Raw genomic sequence first — 3,787 nt, 5'->3', positions numbered from 1 at the left:
CCCCGTCCCCGTCTCCCCGCGCCCCCTCCCCGCCCGCACCACCCTCGACACGGTGGCCTCGCCGCGCGGCGCGTCCGCGCCGTACCGCCGCCTGGGCGACGGGCCGGGCTGGCGCAGGGTCGTACGGGACGACCTCGCCGCTCCCCGGTCGGGCCGCGAGGGACGGCGTACGGTTCTCAGCTCGTTCGTCCAGCTCACGGACCTGCACCTGGTGGACGTCCAGCACCCGGTGCGCACCGAGTACCTGCGCTCCATGGACCTGTCGTCGTGGCGCCCCCAGGAGGCCCTGACCGTGCCGGGCGCGGTCGCGCTGGTCGAGCAGATCAACGCCCTGCGGAACGGGCCCGCCACCGGCGCCCCGCTCTCGTTCGCGGTGACGACCGGCGACAACACCGACAACAACTCCCTGGCGGAGCTGGACTGGTTCCTGACAGTGATGAGCGGCGGCCGGGTCACCCCGAACACCGGTGACCCCCGGCGGTACGAGGGTGCCCAGAACTCCGGTGAGCGGCTGTTCTGGCACCCGGAGGACACCCGCCCGGACACGGACAAGAAGCTCGGCTACCCCCGGATCGAGGGGTTCCTCGCGGCGGCGGTCCGCCCGGTCAACAGCCCCGGGCTGCGGATGCCGTGGTTCTCGACCGTCGGCAACCACGACACGCTGGCGAGCGGCGCCATGGCCGACCGGAGCGGCTTCCTCGCGGACTTCGCGATCGGGGGGAGGAAGCTGTACGGCATCTCCGACAGCGCGGCGGCCACCCTCCGGCAGACCTTGAAGAGCGGCAGCCGCCCGGCCGGCGGCGGCCTGGTCGACCTGCTGCGGGCCTCCACCCGGTCGATGCGCGCGATCACGCCCGATCCGGGCCGGGCACCCTTCGGCCCGCGTGAGTACCTCACCGCGCACCTCGACCCGGCGCGCGCGGGGGCGGGTCCGGCGGGACACGGCTACACGGCGGACAACCTCGACAGCGACACGCTCTACTACACCTTCCCCATGGGCGGGAACGTCACCGGCATCAGCCTGGACACCACGGACCGGGGAGGCCACTTCCTCGGGTCGCTCGGCACGGAACAACTGAGGTGGCTGGAACGCACCCTCGTCGCCCACAAGGACCAGTACGTCGTCGTCTTCAGCCACCACAACAGCTGGACGATGACCAACACCCACCGCGACCCCGCGAAGCCCGGCGAGGCCCGGCACTCCGGTGACGAGGTGGTCGCGCTGCTCAAGAAGCACCGCTCTGTGCTGGCCTGGGTCAACGGGCACAGCCACCGCAACTCGGTGCTGGCACACGGGAGTTTCTGGGAGGTCTCCACCGCCTCGCACATCGACTTCCCGCAGCTCGCCCGGGTGATCGAGATCGCCGACAACAACGACGGCACCCTCTCCCTGTTCACCACGCTCATCGAGTCGTCGGCCCCGCACCGCACCGACTTCCACGACCTCTCGCAGACCGGACTCGCGTCCCTGTACCGGGAGTTCTCGTTCAACGCACCGGGCGCGGGCAAGGCCGGCGCGGGCACCTCCACGGACCGCAACACCGAGCTGGTGCTGAGACGCTGAGCGGGCGGCGGGCCCCGGCCGCCGGACTTCCCGGTGGATTCGGGGAGCCTCTTCCGACGCCTCGGCGCCGGGGACGTACCAGCCGAGTGAGAGCGGCACCCGCGTCGCGGGTGCCGCCCTCACCCCGTCACGCGGGGGTGATGAGGCGCTGGAGGCCCGGTGCGTAGAGGTCCGCCAGCCGCTCGTCGGTGGCCTGTCCCGCCGCGCCCGTGCGGTACAGGCTGAGTGTCACCCCCAGGCCGAGGACCTGGGCGGCGATCAGTTCGGCGCGGAGGCCGGCCTCGGGGCCGGGCAGCAGCGCGGCCAGCCGCCGGGTGAACTGGGCGTCGAAACGCTCCCGCAGCAGTGTCCGTTCGTCGTCCTTGCCCAGCGAGAACACCACCCGCAGCAGGGGGTCGGACTGCTGCTCACGGCGGCTGCTCAGCAGGGCCAGTACCAGGTGACGGCCGAGGGAGGCGGGCGGTGCGGCCAGCAGGGCGTCGGCCGCCGGGCCGAAGTCGGCGACGGTGTTGAACAGCCGCTCCTTCGTGCCGAAGTGCTTGACGATCAGGGAGGGGCTCACCCCCGCGTCGGCGGCGATCGCCCGCAGGGTCACCTCGGCGTAGGGGCGGAAGGCGAACGCGCGCCGGGCGGCGCGCAGGATCGCCTGGCGGCCCGTTCCCGTATCGGCGCCCCCACCCGCCGTACCACCGCCTTCACCGGTGCCGCCCTGAGCGGTGGTGCCGCCGGTGACGTGGTCGGTCTGCTGCCCGTTCATGCGCCCTCCTGGGCGAGCGACGTCGGCGGGTGTCCGCCCTGGGCCGCCCTGTCCCGCCCGACGGTACCGGTGGCCGCAGGGCGTTGACGCGGCAGACACAGGGTGACGGCCAGCGCGAGGAGCGCAGCGCCCGCCGCGATGAGGAAGACGAGCAGATACGCGTGGAGGGTGGGGGCGGTCCGCCCGGCCGCCTGGAAGGTGACGTTGGCCAGCACCGCCGCGACCACCGCGCTGCAGAACGCCTGCCCGACCGACCGCATCAGGGTGTTGAGCCCGTTCGCCGCGCCCGTCTCGCTCACCGGCACCGCGCGCATCACGAGAGCGGGCAGCGCCGAGTAGGCGATGGCCGTCCCCGCCGAGACGACGGTCGCGCCGAGGATGATCGTCCAGAGGTGGTGGCTGGTGAAGAACCGCACCACATAGCCGACCGCCAGGATCGCGGCGGCGAGCGCCAGAGCCGTCTTGGGCCCGTACTTCGCGGAGATCCGCGCCGACACCGGGGACAGGGCGACCATCGCGAGCCCGCCGGGCAGCAGGCACAGCCCGCTGACGACGATCGACGCGCCGAGACCGTACCCGGTGCTCTTCGGCTCCTGCACCATCTGCGCGGTGGACAGGGAGTTGGCGTAGAAGGCGAAGCCGATCAGGAGGGCGGCGATGTTCGTCAGCAGGACGGCGGGCTTCGAGGACACCCGCAGGTCGACCATGGGGCTGGTGGCACGGAGTTCGTACGCGCCCCAGACCAGTCCGATCAGGACCGCGAGGACGAGCAGGCCCAGCGTGCGGACGGACGTCCAGCCCCATGAGCCGCCCTGGGTGACCGCGAGCAGCAGGCTCACCAGGGCGGCGGACAGCCCCAGCGCCCCGAGCGCGTCGAAGCGCCCGCGCGAGCGCACCGGTGATTCCGGTACGACGAGCAGGACGAGCACCATGTCCAGCAGGCCCAGCCCGGCCGACGCCCAGAACATGCTGTGCCAGTCGTAGTGCTCCACCACCAGCGCGGCGACCGGCAGACCGATGGCCGCGCCGATGCCGAGCGTCGAACTCATCAGCCCGATCGAGGGCAGGACCCGCACGGGCGGCAGCTCGTCGCGCATGATGCTGATGCCGAGCGGGACGACCGCGAGCGCCGCGCCCTGGAGGGCGCGGCCCGCGATGAGCACGGCGATCTGGGAGCTGATCGCGCACAGGACGGATCCGGCCACCAGCACCCCGAGGGAGGCGAGGAGCACCCGCCGCTTGCCGTACATGTCGCCGACGCGCCCGAGCACGGGGGTGCAGACGGCCCCGGTGAGCAGGGTGACGGTGACCAGCCAGCTGGCGGCCGTCGGGGTGGCGCCGGTGAGCTGGGGGATGTGCGGCAGCAGCGGCACGACCAGCGTCTGCATGACGGCGACGACCACACCGCAGAAGGCGAGCACCGCCACCAGGAAGCGGGCGTGCGGTGCGGGGGCGGGTGCGGGTGT

Annotated in this window: 3 protein-coding genes; 1 reads left to right on the top strand and 2 read right to left on the bottom strand. The window is 72.9% G+C overall.

Annotated elements, in window-relative coordinates; genetic code table 11:
- Nucleotides 1-1,564, top strand: a 1,564-nt coding sequence (locus GT042_RS05415) for a TIGR03767 family metallophosphoesterase (RefSeq protein WP_161307553.1), incomplete at its 5' end; no start/stop codon positions are given.
- Nucleotides 1,565-1,691: 127 nt separating this feature from the next.
- Here GT042_RS05415 and GT042_RS05410 read toward each other — a convergent pair.
- Nucleotides 1,692-2,321: a TetR family transcriptional regulator gene (locus GT042_RS05410; protein WP_161307552.1), complete on the bottom strand. Its 630-nt coding sequence runs from the start codon at nucleotides 2,319-2,321 to the stop codon at nucleotides 1,692-1,694.
- A partial coding sequence (locus GT042_RS05405) for an MFS transporter (RefSeq protein WP_161307551.1) occupies nucleotides 2,318-3,787 on the bottom strand: 1,470 nt, incomplete at its 5' end. The genes GT042_RS05410 and GT042_RS05405, both read right to left, overlap by 4 nt.

This window comes from Streptomyces sp. SID3212, assembly GCF_009865405.1.
GTDB lineage: Bacteria > Actinomycetota > Actinomycetes > Streptomycetales > Streptomycetaceae > Streptomyces.
The sequence above is the reverse complement of the archived record's forward strand: the minus strand, read 5'-3'. Positions and strand labels throughout refer to the sequence as shown.

What these genes read in the sequence shown, in the direction of transcription:
- GT042_RS05410 (WP_161307552.1), bottom strand. Translation starts at nt 2,321, where the DNA reads ATGAACGGGCAGCAGACCGACCACGTCACCGGCGGCACCACCGCTCAG.